Origin of the sequence: Kitasatospora sp. NPDC101235, from assembly GCF_044767505.1 — a bacterium.
Lineage (GTDB): Bacteria > Actinomycetota > Actinomycetes > Streptomycetales > Streptomycetaceae > Kitasatospora.
In genome coordinates, this window is sequence record NZ_JBIWNZ010000024.1 from 21,910 (window position 1) to 42,503 (window position 20,594).

Annotated in this window: 16 protein-coding genes; 11 read left to right on the forward strand and 5 right to left on the reverse strand. The window is 74.2% G+C overall.

The genetic code is table 11. The features are described from left to right. The first annotated feature begins 235 nt into the window (after positions 1–235). The 7 genes from ald (at position 236) to ACIRRH_RS31560 (ending at position 8,214) form a co-directional block, all read left to right on the forward strand. Positions 236–1,351, forward strand: coding sequence for an alanine dehydrogenase (ald, locus tag ACIRRH_RS31530; protein ID WP_224284826.1), 1,116 nt, complete (start codon positions 236–238; stop codon positions 1,349–1,351). A gap of 425 nt (positions 1,352–1,776) precedes the next feature. Continuing rightward, positions 1,777–2,844 (forward strand): ParA family protein, encoded by a 1,068-nt coding sequence (locus ACIRRH_RS31535; protein WP_369808367.1) that lies wholly within the window; start codon positions 1,777–1,779, stop codon positions 2,842–2,844. 41 nt (positions 2,845–2,885) lie between these two features. Beyond that, the gene (locus tag ACIRRH_RS31540) at positions 2,886–3,455 is read left to right on the forward strand and encodes a hypothetical protein (RefSeq protein WP_403074154.1); all 570 of its coding nucleotides are present in this window, start codon (positions 2,886–2,888) and stop codon (positions 3,453–3,455) included. A gap of 424 nt (positions 3,456–3,879) precedes the next feature. Next, positions 3,880–4,746, forward strand: a complete 867-nt coding sequence (locus tag ACIRRH_RS31545) for a segregation and condensation protein A (RefSeq protein ID WP_403074156.1) — start codon at positions 3,880–3,882, stop codon at positions 4,744–4,746. A 284-nt stretch (positions 4,747–5,030) separates the two neighbouring features. After that, complete coding sequence (locus ACIRRH_RS31550) at positions 5,031–5,624, forward strand: SMC-Scp complex subunit ScpB (protein WP_403074362.1); 594 nt, start codon at positions 5,031–5,033, stop codon at positions 5,622–5,624. Positions 5,625–5,686: 62 nt separating this feature from the next. Further along, positions 5,687–6,907, forward strand: a complete 1,221-nt coding sequence (locus ACIRRH_RS31555) for a pseudouridine synthase (RefSeq protein ID WP_403074158.1) — start codon at positions 5,687–5,689, stop codon at positions 6,905–6,907. Between the two features lie 299 nt (positions 6,908–7,206). Further along, a complete protein-coding gene (locus ACIRRH_RS31560) occupies positions 7,207–8,214 on the forward strand; it encodes a helix-turn-helix domain-containing protein (protein WP_403074160.1) in 1,008 nt (335 codons plus the stop codon). A 198-nt stretch (positions 8,215–8,412) separates the two neighbouring features. Here the strand turns inward: ACIRRH_RS31560 and ACIRRH_RS31565 are convergent, their stop codons facing one another. From ACIRRH_RS31565 to ACIRRH_RS31575, 3 genes are all read right to left on the reverse strand, one after another. Continuing rightward, a complete protein-coding gene (locus ACIRRH_RS31565; RefSeq protein WP_224284232.1) occupies positions 8,413–8,775 on the reverse strand; it encodes a DUF952 domain-containing protein in 363 nt (120 codons plus the stop codon). An 86-nt stretch (positions 8,776–8,861) separates the two neighbouring features. Next, the gene (locus tag ACIRRH_RS31570) at positions 8,862–10,409 is read right to left on the reverse strand and encodes a mucoidy inhibitor MuiA family protein (RefSeq protein ID WP_403074162.1); all 1,548 of its coding nucleotides are present in this window, start codon (positions 10,407–10,409) and stop codon (positions 8,862–8,864) included. A gap of 3 nt (positions 10,410–10,412) precedes the next feature. Continuing rightward, a complete protein-coding gene (locus ACIRRH_RS31575) occupies positions 10,413–12,629 on the reverse strand; it encodes a DUF4139 domain-containing protein (RefSeq protein ID WP_403074164.1) in 2,217 nt (738 codons plus the stop codon). A 430-nt stretch (positions 12,630–13,059) separates the two neighbouring features. Between ACIRRH_RS31575 and ACIRRH_RS31580 the strand changes: the two genes are divergently transcribed. The 4 genes from ACIRRH_RS31580 (at position 13,060) to der (ending at position 17,914) form a co-directional block, all read left to right on the forward strand. Further along, positions 13,060–14,145 carry a prephenate dehydrogenase gene (locus ACIRRH_RS31580; protein ID WP_403074165.1) on the forward strand — a complete coding sequence of 362 codons (1,086 nt, stop codon included), beginning with the start codon at positions 13,060–13,062 and terminating at the stop codon, positions 14,143–14,145. Between the two features lie 100 nt (positions 14,146–14,245). Then, positions 14,246–15,343, forward strand: coding sequence for a DUF4419 domain-containing protein (locus tag ACIRRH_RS31585; protein WP_403074167.1), 1,098 nt, complete (start codon positions 14,246–14,248; stop codon positions 15,341–15,343). A 231-nt stretch (positions 15,344–15,574) separates the two neighbouring features. After that, positions 15,575–16,288 carry a (d)CMP kinase gene (cmk, locus tag ACIRRH_RS31590; protein WP_403074169.1) on the forward strand — a complete coding sequence of 238 codons (714 nt, stop codon included), beginning with the start codon at positions 15,575–15,577 and terminating at the stop codon, positions 16,286–16,288. A 171-nt stretch (positions 16,289–16,459) separates the two neighbouring features. Next, the gene (gene der, locus ACIRRH_RS31595; protein WP_403074170.1) at positions 16,460–17,914 is read left to right on the forward strand and encodes a ribosome biogenesis GTPase Der; all 1,455 of its coding nucleotides are present in this window, start codon (positions 16,460–16,462) and stop codon (positions 17,912–17,914) included. A 177-nt stretch (positions 17,915–18,091) separates the two neighbouring features. On the opposite strand, the gene ACIRRH_RS31600 is transcribed toward der, so the two are convergent. Then, the gene (locus tag ACIRRH_RS31600) at positions 18,092–18,940 is read right to left on the reverse strand and encodes a hypothetical protein (RefSeq protein ID WP_403074172.1); all 849 of its coding nucleotides are present in this window, start codon (positions 18,938–18,940) and stop codon (positions 18,092–18,094) included. A gap of 220 nt (positions 18,941–19,160) precedes the next feature. After that, on the reverse strand, positions 19,161–20,015 hold the full coding sequence (locus ACIRRH_RS31605; RefSeq protein ID WP_403074174.1) for a hypothetical protein: 855 nt from the start codon (positions 20,013–20,015) through the stop codon (positions 19,161–19,163). Positions 20,016–20,594: the final 579 nt, after the last annotated feature.

A 20,594-nucleotide genomic window follows, 5' to 3' on the forward strand; every position in this document is an offset into this window, starting at 1 on the left:
ATGCCCGGTTGCGAGGTCTTTGGTCGGTAAGTCGCAGGGGAAGCCTACGAACCTGCCAATGCGTGCGGGAAAATTATTCACTTTGGAAGGCTGACACGCCGACTGGGCTTCATTACACTCGAACTCAGTCGCGCAGCGATCCCCGCCCCGGGCTGTCCCGGAGGCTTCCCCACGTGCGCGTCGCCCACCGGTCTTCTCCGGTCGGGACCCCCATGGCAAGAGGACGTGTTTAGCCGTGAAGGTCGGCATCCCCCGCGAGGTCAAGAACCACGAGTACCGCGTGGCCATCACGCCCGCCGGCGTGCATGAGCTGGTCCGCAACGGACACGAGGTCTACATCGAGGACAACGCCGGTGTCGGCTCCTCGATCCCGAACGAGGAGTACGTGGCCGCCGGCGCCACCATCCTCGACACCGCCGACGAGGTGTGGGCCACCGCCGACCTGCTGCTGAAGGTCAAGGAGCCCATCGCCTCGGAGTACCACCGGCTGCGCAAGGGTCAGACCCTTTTCACGTACCTGCACCTGGCGGCCGACCGGGCCGGCACCGACGCGCTGATCGCCTCGGGCACCACCGCCATCGCGTACGAGACCGTGCAGCTGTCGAACGGCGCGCTGCCGCTGCTCGCCCCGATGTCCGAGGTCGCGGGCCGCCTGGCCCCGCAGGTCGGCTCGTACCACCTGATGCGTCCGGCCGGCGGCCGTGGCACCCTGCCGGGCGGCGTGCCCGGCACCCACCCGGCCAAGGCCGTCGTCATCGGCGGTGGCGTCTCCGGCTGGCACGCGGCCACCATCGCCGTCGGCATGGGTTACGAGGTGACCCTGCTGGACCGCGACATCAACAAGCTGCGCGAGGCCGACCGCATCTTCGGCACCAAGGTCAAGACCATCGTGTCGAACGCCTTCGAGCTGGAGAAGGCCGTCGTGGAGGCCGACCTGGTCGTCGGTGCCGTGCTGATCCCGGGCGCCAAGGCCCCGAAGCTGGTCACCAACGAGCTGGTCTCCCGCATGAAGCCGGGCTCCGTGCTGGTCGACATCGCCATCGACCAGGGCGGCTGCTTCGAGGACTCGCACGCCACCACGCACGACGACCCGACCTTCAAGGTCCACAACTCGGTCTTCTACTGCGTGGCCAACATGCCGGGCGCCGTCCCGAACACCTCCACCTACGCGCTGACCAACGCCACCCTGCCGTACGTGCTGGAGCTGGCCAACCGCGGGTGGAAGGAGGCGCTGCGCCGCGACGCCGCGCTCGCCAAGGGCCTGAACGTGCACGAGGGCCAGATCACCTTCCCGGCCGTGGCCGAGGCCTTCGGCCTGGAGTCGGTCTCCCTGGAGAACGTGCTCGCCTGAACCCCCTGACCGCCCGGCGGTCGTTCGCCCCCGACCCGATCCCTTCGGGCCGGGGGCTTCGCCATGCCCGTGAACAGCGGGTTGACCGGGTAGGTCGCTCTGTCGTCAATATTTGTCGGTCATGTCACCCGCCCGCAGAAACGTTGGGGCCGGTGACCCTCCCATCCCTTGACAGCAGCCCGCTCGATAGTCGACACATCCTGCCCACTACCGTGGATTGTGTTGCTGCGAACGCCTTGAACGGCCTAGAGTCGCAAACCGTCGGCATGCTGCCACGCTGACGAATCGACATAGAGTCCTGGATGCCCAAGGAGGTAAGACGACTTGTGAATGAGTCGACAATTGCTCCCGGGGGTGGTCAGCCAGGACTGGCGGAGCTCACCGCCGGCCAGCCGAGTGAGGAGCCCGGGGCCCGGCAGCCCTCCGTGGGCTCGGCCGAGGTCGGCTCGGTCGCACTCCGTACTTTCGAAGCACGCCAGAACACAGCACAGGTGACCACGGTGACCGATCACGACGCCGACTTGGCGGCCTACGGCCTGGCCTACGGCGAGTTCGCCTACGGCGCCTACGACGACCCGGACGCCGAGTACGAGCCGGACCCGGAGTACGCCGCCACGCTGGCCCCCGACGCCGCGCGCCAGCGCCGCGAGCGGGTCGGCCCGACCGGCCGTCCGCTGCCGTACTTCCCGATCCCCGCGCCGGTCGCCGAGCACGGCCCCGCCCAGATCATCGCCATGTGCAACCAGAAGGGCGGCGTCGGCAAGACCACGTCGACCATCAACCTGGGTGCGGCGCTGGCCGAGTACGGCCGCCGGGTGCTGCTCGTCGACTTCGACCCGCAGGGCGCGCTCTCGGTCGGCCTCGGCGTCAACCCGATGGAGCTCGACGTCACCGTCTACAACCTGCTCATGGAGCGGGGCCTGACGGCCGATGAAGTGCTGCTGAAGACCGCGGTCCCGGGGATGGACCTGCTGCCGTCCAACATCGACCTCTCCGCCGCCGAGGTGCAGCTGGTCAGCGAGGTGGCCCGGGAGTCCGCGCTGGCGCGCGCCCTGAAGCCGCTGCTGCCCGACTACGACTACGTCATCATCGACTGCCAGCCCTCGCTGGGCCTGCTGACGGTCAATGCGCTGACGGCCGCTCACAGCGTGATCGTCCCGCTCGAGTGCGAGTTCTTCGCGCTGCGCGGTGTGGCGCTGCTGACCGAGACCATCGAGAAGGTGTGTGAGCGGCTCAACCCCGACCTGCGCCTGGACGGCATCCTGGCCACCATGTACGACTCGCGCACCGTGCACAGCCGCGAGGTGCTGGCGCGCGTCGTCGAGGCGTTCGGCGAGCACGTCTTCCACACCGTCATCGGGCGGACCGTGCGCTTCCCGGAGACCACCGTCGCCGGCGAGCCCATCACGACGTACGCGACCAACTCGGTCGGTGCCGCCGCCTACCGCCAGCTCGCCAGGGAGGTGCTCGACCGGTGCCGCCCCGCCGAGTGAGTCTCCCGGGTGCCGACGAGCTGTTCCGGACCACGGGAGGGATGGCGCTGTCGCCCTCCCTCGCGCCGCGTCCGGCCGCCGAGGCATCCAGACCGGAGACCGCGCGGACCGTCAACGGCCAACCGGACGGCGCCGAGGGCGCCGAGTCCGCCCAGGGTGCCCAGGACGACCGGCAGGTGACGCCGGGGCAGCAGGCGGCCGCCACGGTGCCGGCGCCCGCGCAGCGGCCCGGCACGGCCCCCGGGCCCGCACCCGCCGCAGGCGCGGCCGGGAAGACCGTCTCGGGCGGCCGCGGTGCCGGTTCCGCCCCGGCGGCCCGGACGCACCAGGGTGCCGCCGAGGAGCAGCCCGGTGCCGCCGGCCGCGCCCGGCCGCGCGGCCGCGCGCCGCGCCGGCCCAGCGGGCGCGAGCGGCACGACGAGAAGATCACCGTCTACGTGTCCGCCGAGGAGCTCATGGACCTGGAGCACACCCGGCTGGTGCTGCGCGGTGAGCACGGCCTGGCCGTGGACCGCGGGCGGATCGTCCGGGAGGCCATCGCGGTCGTCCTGGCGGACCTGGAGCAGCGCGGCGAGGCCTCGATCCTGGTCCGGCGGCTGCGCGGCCGGTAGGCGGCGCGGAGGGCGGCCGACTGTTCCGCCGGGCGCCGAGGGCCGCAGGCCCGGCGTGGGGCGGCCGCCGGAGGGCGGCAGGGCGTGCCGGAAGGGCGGCAGGGCGCCGGGAGGGTGTGGGGGGCGAGGCCCCGGCGGCCCGAGGGCCGTGTCGGGCGCCGCACGGCCGCTCTCGGGGCCGCGCGACCCCCTGGTGGGACACCGTGGTCGGTCCGATGGGACGGGCGGAGGCTGCCGGCCGGATTCCGCGCGCACGGGCGGGGCGTCGGGTCGGTCGGCCGGCAGCCCGGGCCGGGGCGGGCGCCGAGGGCCTCGTACGGGCCCGTGGGCGCCGGGTGGACATCGGTCCGGGGCCCGGGTGGAACGGCGTGTCGGGAGACCCCGCGGCGGGGCAGCAGGCGGGGACGGGTGAAGATGGACCGTCATGCCCAGTACCGCCGAACCAGCCGACACCGCCGCGAGCGCGACCGAGGACCGGTCGCCGGGCGCCTTCCGGGTACGGCTGGACAACTTCGAGGGCCCCTTCGACCTGCTGCTCAGCCTGATCGCCAAGCACAAGATGGACGTCACCGAGGTGGCGCTGGCCACCGTGACGGACGAGTTCATGACGCACATCCGGGCGATGGGCCCGGACTGGGACCTGGACGCGGTGACCGAGTTCCTGGTGGTGGCCGCCACCCTGCTCGACCTCAAGGCCGCCCGGCTGCTGCCCGTGGCGGAGGTCGAGGACGAGGCGGACCTGGCCCTGCTGGAGGCGCGCGACCTGCTGTTCGCGCGGCTGCTCCAGTACCGGGCGTACAAGCGGGCGGCGGCGCTGTTCGGCGAACGCTGGGCGGCCGAGCTGCTGCGCCGGCCCCGGACCGCCGCCCTGGAGCCCCGGCACGCGGAGCTGCTGCCCGAGGTGGTCATCAGCATCGGGCCGCAACGGTTGGCCGAGCTTGCGGCCAAGGCGATGGAGCCCAGACCCGCGCCGGTCGTCTACGTGGACCACATCCACACCCCGCCGGTGAGCGTGCGCGAGCAGGCAGGGCTGGTGGTGGGGCTGCTCACCGAGCTGGGTGAGGCCTCGTTCCAGCAGCTGGTCGCGGACGCGCCGGACGACCTGGTGGTGGTCGCCCGCTTCCTGGCGCTGCTGGAGCTGTACCGGGAGCGGGTGCTCGCCTTCGAACAGCCGGAGGCGCTCGGAGAGCTGCTGGTGCGCTGGGTGGCCGAGGAGGGCCGGGTGGCGGTCGAGGTGACGGACGAGTTCGACCGGCCGGCCGGCGAGGTCAAGGAGGACGAGCGGCGATGAGCGGCGGGAACGAGGGCGGGCGGCCGGTGCGGCGTCCGCTGGGGCTGCCGGGGCGGCCGCGGGCCGAGGAGTGGCTGGAGCCGGCCTTCGAGCTGCTGCCGGACCCGGTGGACCCGGTGGATCCGGTGGGCCCGGTGGATCCGGTGGAGCCGGCCGGGTCCGAGGCGGGGGGCGGATTCGAGGCGGCGGAAGCGCGCGTCGTGCACAGGAAGTCGGCCCCGTCGACTTCCGGTGCCGAGGGGCCCGCCGACGCCGGGCTGCGGGCCGAGCTGGAGGCCGTCCTGATGGTCGTCGACGAGCCGGTGGCGGAGGAGCGGCTGGCCGGGGTGCTGGAGCGGCCCCGGGCCGAGGTGGCGGCCGCGCTGCGCGAGCTGTCCGCCGAGTACACGGCCCAGGGCCGCGGATTCGACCTGCGGCTGGTCGCGGGCGGCTGGCGGTTCTACAGCCGGGACACCCGCTCCGCGGTGGTCGACCGCTTCCTCCTGGACGGCCAGCAGGCCAGGCTCACCCAGGCCGCGCTGGAGACCCTGGCGGTGGTCGCCTACCGGCAGCCGGTGTCCAGATCGCGGGTTTCCGCCGTCCGCGGTGTGAACTGTGACGGCGTGATGCGTACCCTGGTACAGCGAGGACTGGTGGAAGAGGCCGGATCCGAGCCCGAAACAGGTGCGATCCTGTATCGGACGACGAACTACTTCCTGGAACGGATGGGGCTCCGCGGCCTGGACGAGCTGCCGGAGCTCGCTCCCTTCCTGCCCGAGGTCGACGACGTGGAAGCGGAGTCCCTGGAGGGCACGATGATCGCGGAGGCGGTCGCCGCCGCTGCCGCGCAGGCCGCGGACGGCAGTGGCGAGGCCGGTCGGGCCGGGCCCGATCGGTAGGGGGCGGTGAGGTCGGCCGAAACGACCGCACATCCCAGACGGAACGACGTACGGACACTTTGATGCGTAGCAGTGGCAACGGCAGGAACAGCAGCGGCGGCGGGAGCGGTCGCGGCGGACAGGGCGGGGGCCGGGGCGGCGGCTCCTACGGCGGCGGCAGCAGCCGCGGCGGCGGCTCGGGTGCGCGTGGAGGTTCGTACGGCGGCGGCAGCGGCCGCGGCGGCTCGGGTTCGGGTTCGCGCGGCGGCTCGTACGGCCGGGACGACCGCCGGGACGACCGGCGCGACGACCGCCGCTACCCGGACCGCCCGCTGCGGCCCGAGGAGCGCAAGTACGACCGCCCCGAGTACGGCGGCGGCCCCAACGCCACCCCGGCCCGCGGCGGCTACGCCGGCCGGCGCCCCGGCCCGGCCCCGCGCCCGCGCCGTGAGGGCCAGGGCGCCCCGGGCGACCCGCGCCGCCAGCCGCAGCGCTCCCGCGAGCTCCAGGCCAAGATCGAGGACGCCGTCCTCGCCCGGCACGACAAGCCGGCCGCCAAGCTGCCCAAGACCTTCGGGGAGCCCGAGGGCGAGCGCCTCCAGAAGGTGCTGGCCCGCGCGGGCGTCGGCAGCCGCCGCGCCTGCGAGGAGCTGATCGAGCAGGGCCGGGTCGAGGTCAACGGCAAGCGCGTCACCGAGCAGGGCAAGCGGGTCGACCCGCAGAAGGACGAGATCAAGGTGGACGGCCTGACCGTCGCCACCCAGTCCTACCTGTTCTTCGCGCTGAACAAGCCGGCCGGCGTGGTCTCCACCATGGAGGACCCGGACGGCCGCCAGTGCCTGGGCGACTACGTGACCAACCGGGAGACCCGGCTGTTCCACGTCGGCCGCCTGGACACCGAGACCGAGGGCATCATCCTGCTCACCAACCACGGTGAGCTGGCCCACCGCCTCACCCACCCGCGCTACGGCGTGACCAAGACCTACCTGGCCGCGATCCAGGGCCCGATCCCGCGCGACCTGGGCAAGCAGCTGGCCCAGGGCGTGGAGCTGGAGGACGGCTACGCGCGCGCCGACAGCTTCAAGGTGGTCTCCAACGTCGGCAAGAACTACCTGGTCGAGGTGACCCTGCACGAGGGCCGCAAGCACATCGTCCGCCGGATGCTGGCCGAGGTCGGCTTCCCGGTCGAGAAGCTGGTGCGCACCCACTTCGGCCCGATCGCCCTGGGCGACCAGAAGTCGGGCTGGCTGCGCCGCCTCACCAACCCGGAGGTCGGGCAGCTGATGCGCGAGGTCGGCCTGTAGGCCCGTCCGCTCCGCCGGAGCCCCGGCCGCACGTGCTGCGGCCGGGGCTCCGGCGTTCCCGGGGGCGGGGGCGACGGGCCGGGGCGGCGCGGGCGCCCCGCGTGGGGATGTCCACCTGCGGATGTCCACGTTTCGGACGAGTCGTGTGAGCCGGGACGCAACCGCTGGTCACGGCCTTGTCAGCGTCATGATCCGTGGCCGAGGATGGCCACCGGAGCACCACCCGCCGTGTGGCGGGACTGCGCCAGCACGGGCGCGCGGGTCGGGGCGGAAACGGGCGAACAGGGGGAGAGGGCGTCGTGTCCGATGCAGCACTGGGGCGGGCCGGCGGACAGGCCCTCGGCGCACTGGGACTGGCGGAGCCGGACGGGCAGGTCTACGCGGCACTGGTGGCCAACCCGCAGTCCACGGCGGAGGAGCTGGCGGAGAGCTGCGGGCTGACGTTCCAGCAGAGCGTGCGCGCACTGGACCGGTTGGCGCAGCAGGGCATGGCCACCCGGGCGCCGGTGGACCGGCACCGCTACCTGCCGGTCCCCCCGGACGTCGCGATCGGCACCCTGATCGGCCACCGGGAGTCGGAGCTGCGCTACGCCCGGGCCGAGATGCACCGGCTGATGGACGCCTTCCGGGAGGCCTCGCGGTACACCGACCCGGCGCACTCGGTGGAGGTGCTGACCGGCGGCGAGGCGATCGCCCAACGGCTGGAGCACATCACCGACACCAGTCAGTACCAGGTGCGCGGCTTCGACCGGCCGCCGTACATCCAGGACCCGGTAGCGCCGATGCCCCTGCAGCGGCGGCGGCTGCGCGAGGGCGTGAAGTTCCGGACGATCTACGACCGGGAGGCGGTGGCCTGGCCGGGGCGGCTGGAGAAGAACATCCTGGTCGGCGTCGCGGACGGTGAGGAGGCGCGGGTCCGGCCGACGCTGCCGATGAAGATGATCATCTCGGACGACCGGATGGCGATCATCCCGATCAGCGTCGGTGACAGCGTGCTGGACGCCGCGTACGTGATCCACCCCTCGGCGCTGCTCCAGGCGCTGGACACGCTGTTCGAGGCGGAGTGGGAGCGGGCCGTCCGCTTGCAGGCGGCGGTCGGCACCGGGGACGCCGCGCCGGAGCCGGAGGCCGACCACCGCAAGCTGCTGGGCCTGCTGGCGGCCGGGCTCACCGACGAGTCGATCGCCCGCTCGCTCGGCTGGAGCGCCCGGACCACCCAGCGCCGGCTCCAGAGCCTGATGCGCTCGCTGGGCGCCACCACCCGCTTCCAGGCCGGGATGGCGGCCCGGGAGCGGGGGTGGCTGTAGGGAATGTTGTGACAATTCACGACGTCGCGATGGTCTGCGGAGCCGTGAGCATCGGCGATGTTGTGACAATTCGCGAGGTCCGCGGGAATGGCAGGAAGCGCGGAAGCTGCCGGAACCGCGGAAACCGCGTGAACCGCGGAAACCGCGTGAACCGCGGAAACCTCGGGAATTGTCATAACTTTCCTTGGTCGCGCCCCGTCAGCTCCACGGGCTGAGTGAGGCCCAGCGGCCGTCCGGGCCCCGCTCGACCTTCTCCAGACCGACCACGGCGGTGCGGTTCAGCCGCCCGTAGATGTGCGGGAACAGCACGCCGGGCGTGGCCCCGGGCGGCGGGGCGCCGTGCGGGGCCTCCCACTTCACCATCGGCTCCACCAGCGACTCCTCGATCAGCAGCACCATCAGCGGGTCGGGGGTGTCGGCGAAGAAGGCGTTGGCCACCGCGAGCGCCGTCTGCTCGTCCGCGGAGCAGTGGATGAACCCGTCGGTGAGCAGCGATGCGGTGGCGTACGGGCGGCCGGGGTCGGCCAGCCAGTCGTCCAGGGGAGCGAGATGGAGGATCATGCTTCCTTTTCTACCCGTTGTCTCCGGTTTGGTCCTGAGCGGCCGTCACCGGTGCGGCGGTGTCCGCCGTCGGCCCGCCGCAGCGGTCAGAGCCCGGCCACCTTGGCGGAGGCGGACACCTCGTACACCAGGGTGAGGGTGCGCCGGGCGCCGGGGGCGAGCGGGACGTCCCAGCGGACGATGCCCTCGGCGTCGAAGGAGTCCGGTGCCGGGGAGCACTCGTCCTTGCGCAGCCGCACCTCGACCGCGGACACCTCGGAGACCGGCACCCGCTCGCGCACGGTGACGATCCGCTCGTCCCGTTCCTCCGGGCCGGAGAAGCGGGACAGGTGCAGCCGGACCGTCCGGGTGGTGCTCTGGCGGCCGGTGAGGCCGGCGGTGGCCTGGCGCTCCTCGGTCTCCCGGACCACCCGGTAGCCGTCCGAGCTGCCGAAGGACAGTTCGGCCTCGGCGCCGGCGGCGGTGAAGCGCAGCTCGCCGCGGCCGGTGAAGCCGCTGCCGCGGACCAGCTCGACCGGGCCGGACAGCAGCGGATGGCCGGCCGCGTTGCGGAACCGGACCACCTGGGTGACCAGCGGGGACAGCTCGGGGGCGCTGGCGTACTCGCTGCTCGCCGGGCCGGTGAAGGCGCCCAGCGGCACCCGGTGCGCGCGGCCGTCGGAGGGCACGGTCGCAGGGGCGGGGGCGGGTAGCACCCGGACCTCGCCGCCGTCGTCCACGCCCGGCACCCGGGAGGCCGGGCCCAGGGCGGTGACCGCCTCCTCACGCAGCTCGACCTCGACCGTGCGGCGCTCCTCGTCGGTGCGCTCGCGCAGCACCAGGACGTCCTCGGCGACCGCGGGCGGGGCGGTGGCGAGGGCGGAGCGGGCGGTGGAGAAGGTGAGCCGGGCGTTCGTCCAGTCCTCGCCGGTGCGCTGCCAGACCACCGCCTCCGACTCCAGGCACAGGTCGGTGCCGTCCAGGGTTGCCCGGTAGGAGGGGCGCCACAGTGCGCAGGGCACCAGGTGGGAGACGGTCAGCTCGGCGGGGCCGGGCTGCGCCGCCTCGACGGTGAGCTCCAGGTGGGCGGTCAGCTCGGCCGGGTCCTCCTCGGCCTGGTCCAGGGCGATCAGGGCCTGCGAGCGTTCCTGCTCCAGGCGGCGCAGCCGGGAGTGGGTGGCGCGCAGCTCCTCGCCGTAACGCTCGCGCTCGGCGTCCACCCGGCCGAGCTCCCGGGCCCAGCGGGTGGGTTCGAGCTCGCCGAGTCCGGCGCCCTCGCCGATCTCGCGCAGCAGGTCGGCGGAGAGCTGGGCGAGCAGGGCCAGCCGGGCCTCCAACCGGGCCCGGGTCTGGTCGGCCAGCCGGGTCTCGGCGTCCAGCCGGTGCAGCCGGTGCCGCAGCTCGGAGTCCTCCGGGCCGGGCGGCAGCGGGGCGCGCGGGGCCCAGCTGCGCACCAGTCGGGCGTCCAGCACGCGGATGCCGCCGGTGGCGGACTCGGCGCGCAGGGTGCGGTCGACGGCGAGGGCGGTGAGCGGGCCGAGGCGCAGCCGCTGCACGCCCGCGGCGAGCCCGACCGTCGTGGTGCGCTCGACCTGGCTGCGGTCCTCCAGGCAGGTCACGGCGGTGACGGGGAGGGGAAGGGTCTCGACGGTCATCGCTCAGTTCCTCCGGTTTCCGCCGACGATGGCCTTTCCGGCCGGGATCTTGATCAGGTAGCCGCCGTCCAGCTCGGTGCGTCCGCCGGGCGGCAGGTCGACCCGCCAGAGCCGGGTGCTGGGCGGGCAGTCCGGCGTGGAGACGGTCGGGGCGTGCCAGTCGGCCCGCTCCTCGATCCGGATCTCGGCGTCGGAGGTGACCGGCACCCGCTCGCGGACCTCCACCGTGACGGCGCGTCCGAGCCGGTTCGCCAGCTGGACGTGCACGCGGTGGTCGAGGACGGTGCTGTTGCCCTTCAGCATGCCGGTGGTGGACTCGTGCAGCTCGGTGCGGCGCGCCACCTCGATGCTCTCGGCGACGCCGACGCCCAGCCGGCGGGTGCCGCCGGGCGCGAGGGTGGGCAGCGCGGCGGTGAGCAGGAACTCGTCGTCCACGGTGACCTCGACCGGGCCGGCCAGGACGGCCTGGTCGGTTCGGTTGGCGAGCACCAGGGTCGCGTACACCTTCTCCTCGACGGCGGGGACGGTGACGTACTCGGGGCGGACGGCGAGCGGGATCTCGCCGACGGTGACGGCGTGCCAGGTGCCGTCGGACGGGATGTCGGCGGGGGCGGCGGCGTCGAATCGGTGGTCGAAGGAGCCGGCCGACTCGCGGGGCGGGACGGCGTGCCGGGGCAGGGTGAGGTTGCGGAGCTGGGTGGCGCCGCTGCCGCCGGGCAGCGCCCGGGCCGGCTCCTCGCGCTCGATCCGCTCGCGGCGGGGGTGCAGGGTCCCGCGCTGGGCGGCGGGCCCCTCGGGGCCGGCCAGGACGAGGTCGGGGTAGTCGAGCAGGGTGGCGTCCGGGGCGAGACCGGGCGGCGGGGGCGGGGCGGCGTGGCCGACGCGGCGGCGGGCCTCCGCCGGTGGGAGGCCGCCCGGGGCAGGCGGCGGTGGTGCCGCGGCGGCCACCGGGGTCGGGACCGGTGGCGGGGCGCCGTAGCCGGCGAAGCCGCGCGGTGCGCCCGGGGGCGCGGGCATCGGCTGGTCGGCGCTCAGCAGACCGCCGCCGGACGGGCCGGTGGCGGCGGGGGCGATCTGTTCGTCGGCCGCGAAGGCCTCGGCCCGGGGACCGCCCGGACGGGCGCCGCCGAGGCCGGCGGAGCGGGCGACGACGGGGGTGGGGGCCGGGGCGGGCGCCACGGCGGCGGCGATCGGGCGGTACTTGTCGTGGTGGGGAGCGTGGTGCGGGGCGGGGCGGTCTGCGCCGGCCGCGTCGTAGCCGGTGAAGAGGTCGGTCAGGCCGGCCGGGGGCTCGCGCCAGCCGGAGGGCGGCGGGGCGGGCTGGCTGCGGCCGATCCGCAGCGAGGCGAGCCGGGGCAGGTCGGTGCGGCGGTCGAGGTCCGCGGTGGACAGGGCGAGGCGCACGCCGGTCCAGTCCTCGCCGGTGCGCTGGGCGACGGCGGCGCGCAGGACCAGGTGGGCGGTGTCGGAGCCGGTCCGGTAGGACAGCCGGTAGGCGGGCACCCAGCGGGCGGCGGGGACGCCGTACTCCAGTTCCAGGTCGAGGTGGTCACTGCCGGGGGCGGTGCCGTCGGCGGTGCCTGCGGTGGTGAGCGTGAGCAGGACGGTGGTGCTGGTCCCGACCGGCTCGGCCCGGTCGGCGGTGGACGCCCTCTCCAGTCGGTCGGCGGCCACGTCGCGCTCGTGGTCGGCGAGTTCGAGCTCCTGGGTGAGCTCCTCGGCGTGCTTCTGGAGCCGGGCCAGTCGCTTGTCGACGAAGTCGGCGAGCTCCAGCCAGGCGTCGGCGGGCGTGCGGCGCAGCGGCTCGTCGCGGCGGCGCTGCGGCGGGACGGCGCGCAGTGCGGCGGTCTCGGCGATCGTGGCCAGGACCAGCCGGAGGCGTTCGGCGAGCGCGCTGCGGTGCTCGGTCGCCTCGTCCAACGCACGCTTCAGGTCCGGGAGTTCGTCCGGTTCGCGGAGTTCGGCGAGCAGCTCCAGCCGGGCCTCGGTGACGGCGGCTCCGGCCGGTCCGGCGAGCACCCGGGCGCGCAGCGAGCGGCCGTCCAGGGCGGCGGGCAGGCCGGTCAGCCGGAGCCGTCCGCCGGGCGGGATGGGGACGGTGGCCCGGCGGCGGCACACCGCGCCCTCGGCGTACACCACGACGGAGTCCAGGACCGACGGGTGGGCCGGTACGGCCGGCGGTTTCGACTGCCCGCTCCGGCCGCTGTGCTGATCGTCCATGCGCAACCCCTTCGTTCGCGTGTCGCCCGCTGTGCGACGCCCGTTGCGTGGCGCCCGTTGCGTGGCGTTCGTCGTGCCGCGCGGGTCTCCGGCTCGCCCGCGCGTCTGCTCGGTCCGCTGTCGTGCTGTCCTGCCGTGGTCCGGTTTCTCCGTGCAGCCCGCGCCTTGCCCCGGTCGGTCAGTCTGCCCGGCTCCGGGGCGGGCGTCGCAGGATTTCCGGGTGCGGCGTGTGCACTGTGTGGGACGGGGGCGGGCCCGTCGCGGTTGCCGGCGCCGGCAGCTGCCGGCGCCGGCAGCTGCCGGGGCTGCCGTTCCGGTTGCCGGGCGGCGGGTGGGGACTTCGCCGGGGTGGATGAGGGAGGATGGGGCGCGGGTGCTCCCGGACGGTCCCGGCACCTGTCGAGAATCGTGATGAGGAGAGCGACCCGCCATGCGCACTGCCGTCGTCGTCGGCACCGGACTGATCGGCACCTCCGCCGCGCTCGCCCTGACCGCTCGCGGACTGACCGTCTATCTGGAGGACGCCGACCCGGATGCGGCCCGCACCGCCGAGTCACTCGGCGCGGGCATCACCGACCCGGTCGACGGCCCGGTGGACCTGGCGATCATCGCCGTCCCGCCCGCGCTGGTCGGCAAGGTGCTCGCCGACTGCCAGCGCCGCAACCTGGCGCACTGGTACACCGACGTCGCCAGCGTGAAGGCCGGCCCGGGCAGTGAGATCGCCGAGCTCGGCTGCGACACCGTCCACTACATCGGTAGTCACCCGATGGCCGGCCGTGAGCGATCCGGCCCGCTGGCCGCCCGCGCGGACATCTTCGAGGGCCGCCCCTGGGTGCTCACCCCGACCGCCGACACCAATACCGAGACGCTCAACGCCGCGCTGGAGCTGGTCGCGCTCTGCGGCGCGGTGCCGATCGTGATGGACGCCGCCGAGCACGACCGGGCGGTCGCCCTGGTCTCGCACGCCCCGCAGCTGGTCTCCTCGCTGGTCGCGGCCCGGCTGGAGAACGCCGACGAGACCGCCATAAGGCTCTCAGGCCAGGGCGTGCGCGACGTCACCAGGATCGCCGCCTCCAACCCCGGCATGTGGGTCGACATCCTCTCCGCCAACGCGGGCGCCGTCGCCGACGTCCTGGAAGCGGTCGCCCGCGACCTCGGCGAGACCGTCACCGCGCTGCGCGCCATGGCGGCCGTCGAGGAGAACGAGCGCCGGGCCGGCGCGGCCGGGATCGAGGCGGTCATGCGGCGCGGCAACACCGGCCAGGCCCGCATCCCGGGCAAGCACGGCGCGCCGCCCACCCGGTACGAGACCGTGGCGGTCGTGCTGGGCGACCAGCCGGGCGAGCTGGGCCGGCTGTTCGGGGAGGTCGGCGACTCCGGGGTCAACATCGAGGACGTCGTCATCGAGCACTCGACCGGGCAGCAGGTCGGCTTCGTCCAGCTCTCGGTGGCGCCGACGGCGGTGAAGCGGCTGATCAAGGCGCTGCGGGCGAGCGGCTGGAGCGTCCGGGACTGAGGCCGCGGGCGGGCGGCCGGGGCGGGCGAGCGGCTGTCGGCGAGCGGGCGGTTTGTGGCGGGGCGTTCCGGGGCGGGGCGTTCCGGGGGAGGGGATTGGTGTGATCGTCGACGTGCCGTTGGGGGAGACCGGGCACGGGTTTGCCGGAGACCTGGTGGACCTCGGGAACGAGCGGTTCCTGCGGGCGGTGCTGGGCGGGCGGTACCTGATCCGCCACCGCAGCGTCGAGGCGATGTGCGAGCGGCCCCGGCCCGTACCGCCGTACCCGGAGTTCGCCGAGCCGGAGCCGACCTTCAGCCTGCTGCTGCGGGCCGCTCACGCCGCCTTCGCCGAGCACCTGCCGCTGAGCCTGTCCCCGGACGTGCTCTGGTACGCGGTGGTGTACGAGGTCGCGGTGCACGTACGGATGTACCCGCCGCGCTACCGGGCACTGTTCGGTGCGGCAGGCGAGGGCCGGGCCCCGATCGTGGTGCGGGACGACAGCCTGGCGGGGCCGTCGGCGGACCGGTCGGAGCCGGACTGGTCCCGCTCGGTCCGGCTGGTGCGGGAGCCGCTCGCGGCGGCCGTCGGCGCGGAGCTGGTGGACCTGTTCCGGCCGGACTTCTCCACCACGACGCCGGACGACGCCTCCTCGGCACTGGTGGCGCTGATGGACGTGGTCAGCCCGTACTACGACTTCCGCTGGGAGACCCGCTGCGGAATCCCGAGGGTGCGGCTGGAGGGCACGGTCGGGGACTGGGCGCGGCTGGCGGCCGGGGTGGGCGCGCTGGCGCGGCGCTTCGGCTGGCTGGCGCCGTGGTTCGCGCAGCTGCGGCCGGTGGTGGACGAGATCGCCGCGACGGCGGCCGGCGGGCCGGTGGACGAGGAGTTCTGGCGCTCGCTGTTCAAGTGGCGCTCGATGTCCGGCGGGCCCCGGGTGACCGGTTGGCTCACCGCCTTCCTCGCCCACACCCAGACGCCGGACGGGCCCAGGCTGCGGCGCTCCTTCGACTGGCGGGAGGCGGCGGGCCGCGAGTACCACCAGGAGGCGTTCGAGGTGAACGACTTCCCGTCGCACCTGTCGAGGGTGCCGTTCGTGTGGGAGGTGCTCGGGCGGGAGGTGCCGATGGTGCTGGTCGGCGGGGTGCTCGGGGTCGAACGGGACGGGGAGTACCTGCGGCCGCGGCTGGGGACGGCGGTGCTGGAGGCGGTGGAATAGCGGCGGGGCGGGGCGGGGCTGGGTGCTGGGCCGGGCCTGGTGGTCAGTGCCGACTGCTCGGAATCGGATGCTCAGGGTCGACTGGTTGGGATCGACTATTCTGGGGCGACCGGTCGGGCTCGGACGGCGGCGGAACGGGTGACGGCGGCGGTCCATTAACCTTGAGGGAGACAATCCCCGGCCGCCCGCCTGCCCAGGCTCCGGCTCCCATGCTCAGAGAGAGGTTCGCCCGTGGACACTGCCGACCGAGCGCACGCCCCGGTCGTCGTCGCCATCGACGGGCCCTCCGGCTCCGGCAAGTCGACCGTCTCGCGGGCGGTCGCCGCCCGGCTGGGCCTGAGCTTCCTGGACACCGGCGCCATGTACCGGGCGATGACCTGGTGGATGCTGGTCAACGAGGTCGATGTCGACGACCCCGAGGCGGTGACCGTCGCGTGCGGCAAGCCGGTGATCGTCTCGGGCACGGACGCCGGCGGCCCCACCATCACGGTGGACGGCCAGGACGTGTCCGGTTCGATCCGTGGCCCCGAGGTGACCGCCAAGGTCAGCGCGGTGTCCGCGGTGCCGGCCGTACGGTCCCGCCTGGTGGAGCTCCAGCGCGGCTGCGCCGAGGTCGCCGAGCGCGGCATCGTCGCCGAGGGCCGGGACATGGGGACGGTGGTGTTCCCGGACGCCACCGTCAAGGTCTTCCTGACCGCCTCCGAGGAGGCCCGGGCCGCGCGCCGTGCGGCCGAGCTGCGCGCCAAGGGCGTGGACGAGGCGACCATCACCGCGATGGCCGCCGACCTCGCCCGCCGCGACGCCGCCGACTCCTCCCGGAAGACGGCCCCGCTGACCCAGGCCGCGGACGCGGTCCTGGTGGACACCAGCGACCTCACCCTGGAGCAGGTGATCGACCGGATCACCGGGCTGGTGGAGGAGCGGGCCGGACTGTCCGCGGTCTGACCGGCTGCCGTCGGTCCGATCAGGACCGGCCCGACCACCCCCGGGCCGACCAACGAGTGAACCGCGGGCCGTCGAGGTGCCGCGGAGCCAACCATCGCGCTGCCCCGAGCGGGGCAGGTACGCACGGCACGCCCCTGGGAAGGGCCGTGCCGGGAAACGGAACAGACGAACATGACCACAGAGCACTCCGCCACCGGCCACGGTGAGCTGGACGCCGCCGACTACGCCGAGTTCATGGCACTTGCCGCCGAGGAGGGCTTCGACCTCGACGGCTTCGACGCCGTGGACGGCGCCGAGCACGTCCGACTGCCGGTGCTCGCCGTGGTCGGTCGCCCGAATGTCGGCAAGTCGACTCTGGTGAACCGCATCATCGGCCGCCGCGAGGCCGTCGTCGAGGACAAGCCGGGTGTCACCCGCGACCGGGTCACCTACGAGGCCAGCTGGAACGGCCGCCGCTTCAAGGTGGTCGACACCGGCGGCTGGGAGATCGACGTCCTCGGCATCGACGCCATGGTGGCGGCCCAGGCCGAGCTGGGCATCGAGCAGGCCGACGCGGTGCTGTTCGTGGTGGACGCCACTGTCGGCGCCACCGACACCGACGAGGCCCTGATCAAGATCATCCGCCGGGCGGGCAAACCGACCGTCCTGTGCGCCAACAAGGTCGACGGCCCGTCCACCGAGGCCGAGGCCGCCTACCTGTGGTCGCTCGGCCTCGGCGAGCCGTACCCGGTCTCCGCGCTGCACGGCCGCGGTTCGGGCGACCTGCTGGACGCCGTCATGGACGCGCTGCCCGAGGCCCCGCCGCAGACCTTCGGCGACGCCGCCCCCGGCGGCCCGCGCCGCATCGCGCTGATCGGCCGGCCCAACGTCGGCAAGTCCAGCCTGCTGAACAAGGTGGCCGGCGAGGAGCGCGTGGTCGTCAACGAGCTGGCCGGCACCACCCGCGACCCGGTCGACGAGATGATCGAGCTCGGCGGCAAGACCTGGAAGTTCGTGGACACCGCCGGTATCCGCCGCCGGGTCCACCTGACCGCCGGCGCCGACTTCTACGCCTCGCTGCGCACCGCCGCCGCGCTGGAGAAGGCCGAGGTCGCGGTCGTCCTGATCGACGCCAGCGAGACCCTCGCCGAGCAGGACACCCGGATCATCTCGATGGCCGTCGAGGCCGGGCGCGCCGTCGTCATCGCCTACAACAAGTGGGACCAGCTGGACGAGGAGCGCCGCTACTACCTGGAGCGCGAGATCGAGCGCGACCTCGTCCAGGTGCAGTGGGCCCCGCGGGTCAACGTCTCGGCCAAGACCGGCCGGCACATGGAGAAGCTCGTCCCGGCGATCGAGACCGCGCTGGAGGGCTGGGAGACCCGCATCCCGACCGCGCGCCTGAACGCCTTCCTCGGTGAGCTGGTCGCCGCCCACCCGCACCCGATCCGGGGCGGCAAGCAGCCGCGCATCCTGTTCGGCACCCAGGCGGGCATCCGCCCGCCGCGCTTCGTGCTGTTCGCCTCGGGCTTCCTGGAGGCCGGCTACCGGCGCTTCATCGAGCGCCGGCTGCGCGAGGAGTTCGGGTTCGTGGGGACGCCGATCTCGATCTCGGTGCGGGTCCGGGAGAAGCGCAAGAAGAAGTAGACAGGAGTGGTCGGTCCGCCGACCGACGGCCGGAGGGCCCCGCCATCATCATCGTGGCGGGGCCCTCCGGCGTCTTTGGGGCGTGGACCGGGTTTCCTGCTCGGCGGGGCGTGGGCCGGGTTTCGTGCTCGGGGGGGGCGTGGGCCGGGTTTCGTGCTCGGGGTGGTGGCCGTGGGGTCAGCGGTGGTCGCCGCTGGAGCCCGGGGGCAGGGAGAGCATCTGACGGTGGCGGCCGCCAGTGGACGGGGCGGCGGCGAGGCCGGTGGCCGTACCCATCACCGGGGAGGGCGCGGGCGGTGCCGGAGGTGCGGGCGTGGGGACCGGCATCGGGTGCGGGGCCGCACCCAGGTAGCCGGCCGCGACCCAGCCCTGACCGTTGGTGAACTGGGCGGCCGGGGCGGCGGGTTGGGCCGGGGCGGGGGCCGCGGTGGTGTGGCCGGGGCCGTCGTTGGTGGGGGCGGTGGGCTCGGGGTGGCCGGCGGAGTGGCCGCGGTGGTGACCGGTGGTGCGACCGGTGTGACCGCCGGCGTGGCTTCCGGCGGTGTGACTGCCGGTGGTGTGACTGCCGGTTGGGGTGGCGGCGCGAGTGCCGGCGTGAGTGTCGGCGGTCACGTGGGTGCCGGTGTGACCGCCGGCGTGGCTGTGTTGCTGAGCACCGGTGTGGCCGTGCTGCCGGCCACCGGTGGCGCCCGAGCCGTGGTGCTGGGGGCCCGGCACGAACTGGGGGAGGCCCGGCGCCTGGCCCGCGAGGGTGTGGAAGGCCTGCTGCTGGGGCGGGTACGCACGCTGCTCGCCGAGCAGTGGGTAGCCGTCGCGGACCGCGAAGCCCGTGAACTTCAGGTCCTCCTCGCCCGAGCGGTCGCCGGGCAGGGCGCGGAAGAGGCGTCGGAACTCGGAGTACAGCTCGTCGTAGATCGGCGTGGTGGAGTGCGGATGCTCGGCGTCGTACGACGGGCGCATGCCCGGGATCGAGCGCGAGGCGGTGGCGGACCGGCCGGGGGACGCGGAGACGTCGTAGCTGTACACGTAGGGGCCAACGAGTGAGAGGGGCGGGGGATGCGGGATTTGGGGGTGCGGGTGCGCCGACGCGCCGGAGCGCGGAGGGGCGGGTGCGCCGGGCGGTGTGCAGGTGCGCTGGGGTGTGGTCCGGGCTGCACGCCGGGGCGTGATGGGCGCACGCCGCCCGCCGGAAGGCGGCCGTGGGGGTGGGAGGCCGCCTTCCGGCGGGTCGGGGCGCGGAGGCGGATCAGGTGCCGGCGAGCGGGAGGGAGGCGGCCACCACCTGGCCCAGCGCCACCGCCCGTTCCAGCGCCTGGCGCAGCAGGTCCTCGCGGGGCTGGCGACCGACCATGCCGGCCGGTACGGCGTACATCGTCACCTCGGAGAGCTGGCTCGCGGCCATCCGCCAGGCATCGGTGACCTGGAGCGGCTGGTGCGCCTGCCACCAGCCGGTGCTGCCGCCGGCCGCGGCGGGCTGGAGGATCGCGTGCAGCTTGCCCATCGCGACCAGGACGGACCAGCCGGGCAGCTGATCCGGGGTCTCGTCCAGGTCGGTGACGGGCTGGAAGCCGGCGTCGTGGAGCAGGTCGAGGAACTCGTCCTCGCCCGAGGTGCTGCCGGGGCGGCCGACCGGCCCGGTCGGCTCGACCACCAGGGAGGCGTGCCCGACCCTGCCGTGCAGGACCAGCCCGCAGGTGATGCCGAGGATGGCGGCCTGGCCGGGGGCGGTCGGCTGGGTCGGGGCGGGGCCGACGTGCGCGGCCGGGGCCGGCGCGGGGGCGCTCGGCGCGGGGGTGGGGACGGCGAGGTCCGGGCCGCCGGGCTGGGACTGGCTGATGCTGCGGACGGCACCGGCCAGCTGCTCCTCGGAGACCGGTACGACCTGGGAGGGGATGCAGCGGGCGTGCGCGAAGGCGAGGACGGCGGTCTCCTCGCCGACGAACAGCACGGTGCTGGTGGGCTCCACGTGCGTGTCGCCGGGGGTCCGGCAGGAGGTGCACTCGTAGCCGTCGGGGGCGCGGTCGCCGCCTAGCAGGCGGTCGGCCTCGTCGTCGCCGATCTCGGACCGGACCTCGTCGCTGACGTCGAGCATGCGCGGCACAGGGTCTCCTCGGATGGAAGCGAATGGGGGTTCGGGGACGGACACGGGGAGGTCGCCATGCCCAACGGGCTCTTGTGTCAGGCGTCACGGGTGCCGGTCGAGGCTGACGGGAATTGCTTCCGATCCGACCGCGCGGCGTGTTCCGGTGGTCGCAATCTGTCGATGTCGGTGTCGGGACTGCCGGAATGAAACGGTGAGGTGAGTCACGCGGCCGAGATGTTTGATCTAGGAATCGGCGGTTAAAGCGGACATTTCGGTCAGGATTGCATGGTCGTTACCGGCGGTAACCCCACCCTGAGCTGGGCAGACCGCCGGAGTTTTGGTTTCCCCGCCGAACGGCTCGTAGCTTCTTGGTCGGCGCAACGAGCGCCACCCGGGTTCACCCCCGACGCACAGCCCCCCGGCCCGCCGGGCGCGGCAGGTGCCCGCCGACGAGATCGCTCGAACAGGTCGTCGGCGAGCGGCTGGGTGGCCGGGGCGGCAGCGGCACGTCCGACACGTGCACGGCCGCCCGACGGACGCGGCAAGCGATCGAGGCCCTTTCCGGGGCCTGGTTCCGCATGCCCGCCCGGGGCTGTC